We start from the raw sequence: 2,196 nt of genomic DNA, 5'->3' as shown, positions 1-2,196 counted from the left end.
CGGGGGCGACCTTTCGCTTGAATAGAATATACTTAGCCGAGATATCGGACCACAGGCTTCTTTGAAGCCTACCTTAAGTTTTTTATAGAGGTATACTTACAAAAAATATTTTCATAGCTTAATAGGTAGGCGGGGGCGACCTTTCGCTTGAATAGAATATACTTAGCCGAGATGTCGGACCACAAGCTTCTTTGAAGCCTGCCTTAAGTTTTTTATAGAGGTATACTTATAAAAAATATTTTCATAGCTTGATAGGTAGGCGGGGGCGACCTTTCGCTTGAATAGAATATACTTAGCCGAGATGTCGGACCACAGGCTTCTTTGAAGCCTGCCTTAAGTTTTTTTATAGGGTAAAATACCTCATATCAGTAAATCTCCCCTCCTACTTTTAGTCCACTAGGCACTTTTTCAGGAATAGATTTATCATAAGATTCATCGTTTAGCGTACCTAGAAATTCAACAATTGCAGAAATATCTTTGAAGTTGACTTTAAGTTTCTTCACCAAAGGGTCAATTTGTTCAGGATTAATTTTTGATTCTGCAATAGTACCTCCAGCTAAATCTTCATAAAACTCCAAAACATTGGTCAATGTTTTCAATTTCCCACTATGCATATAGGGAGCTGTAAGCCTTAAATTCCGTAAACTTGGTGTTCTAAAGCCATTTGTTTTATTAATACCATCATCGAAAAAAGTGAGTTTTTCGTTTGCTTTTGGAGCTAATACATGTTGTTTAAAATCAGAGAACATTGGCCCATTGTGGCAATTTATACACCCAGCTTTTCTAAAAGCTTTCATGCCTTCTATCTCATTATATGACAAGGCGGTAGCATCACCACGCATATATTTATCAAATCTAGAATTGTTAGCCACAATTGTCCTTTCATAGGTGGCAATAGCCTTTGAAAGGTTATCAATATTTACAGCATTTTTACCAAAAGCTTTTTCAAAAAGCATATTATACTCTTTAATCAACTTGATTCTTTTTACAACTAAATCTAAAATTTCATGTTCTTCAATAGATTTTCCACGCATTTCTTCCATAGTTTTAATAGGCTCAAGTGCTTGCTTTTCAAGACTTTCAGCTCTTAAGTCCCAAAACATTGGAGCACTATTTGGATTTACTTCACTTTCAGAGTTGAAGCCATTAAAAGCCACATTTACAATGGCTTGAGAATTTCGTTTTACAAAAGGGATTTCGTTCGGGCTATTAAATTGTCGCTTACTTCCAAAACCATGGCCATTTACACCAATACTTATTTCCAAATTTTCCGCAAATCCAAACTCAGGATGATGGCAAGTGGCACATGCAACGTCCTTATTTCCAGAAAGTATTGGGTCAAAAAAGAGTAGTTTACCTAGGTCAGCATTTTCTTTTGAATGAGGATTATTTTCTGGAAAAGGAATATCTAATGGAAGTGCAGAAACTACGAGAGAATCATCTTCTTCAATTACTTCTTTTTCCTTCTTGTTTTGGCAGGAAATAAATCCAAAAAACAATACCATTAATAATATTCTGAGCATACCATGAGGTCTTTTGAAATAAAACTATGTAAAATATAAACCTTAAAATATGTAATACATCAGTTTTTGCCTGAATTTTTAAAAAAAATATTTCTAATTTTTAAAGAAACATGGCATGCTTTTTTCTCAGATTTCAAAAACAATCCATAATAAATGAAATATCTAATTCTTCTCCTATTCTTAAGTTTTCAATCTTTTGCTCAGATTAATTTTAACCCTTATTTTAAAAAACTCAATTTAGTTACTTCAAAAATAAATGTAATTAAAGTCATTGATGCTAGGATTGATAAGGATTTTACTTTTATTAGTCAAGATTCTGTTCAAAAACTCGAAACCAATGGGCCTTTAAATTTACTTATTCAAGATTTTATAAATTCAAGTTTACCAATAAATAACAAGAAAAATCAAATTGTAATTAAAATAAATGATTATCAATTTGGGTCGAGAATGGAAGAAAAGAAGACAGTTGTTTGGTTTTATACTGATATGGAGTTTTTCAAAAAAACAGATAATGGATATCTTAAAATTGGAGATATAAATGATTGCAAAGAAGCTAAAAATATTGACAATTTAGAAATAGCAATAAATCGTCTGCACTGGAAGCTCTGGAACAATATGTTAGATGATATTGAAGTAAATCTTAAACATATTAACAAAAATGCATTAATTGAAG

General features: G+C 32.1%; 2 protein-coding genes. One reads left to right on the top strand and one right to left on the bottom strand.

The features are described 5' to 3' along the window. Positions 1–365: 365 nt before the first annotated feature. Complete coding sequence (locus EGI22_RS22890; RefSeq protein WP_255069339.1) at positions 366–1,523, bottom strand: cytochrome-c peroxidase; 1,158 nt, start codon at positions 1,521–1,523, stop codon at positions 366–368. A 153-nt stretch (positions 1,524–1,676) separates the two neighbouring features. Between EGI22_RS22890 and EGI22_RS22885 the strand changes: the two genes are divergently transcribed. Then, a partial coding sequence (locus tag EGI22_RS22885) for a hypothetical protein (RefSeq protein ID WP_255070949.1) occupies positions 1,677–2,196 on the top strand: 520 nt, incomplete at its 3' end.

It is taken from the genome of Lacihabitans sp. LS3-19 (genome assembly GCF_024343575.1).
Lineage (GTDB): Bacteria > Bacteroidota > Bacteroidia > Cytophagales > Spirosomataceae > Leadbetterella.
The sequence above is the reverse complement of the archived record's forward strand: the minus strand, read 5'-3'. Positions and strand labels throughout refer to the sequence as shown.

Coding starts and splice junctions, on each gene's coding strand:
- EGI22_RS22890 (WP_255069339.1), bottom strand. CDS start 1,523: ATGCTCAGAATATTATTAATGGTATTGTTTTTTGGATTTATTTCCTGC.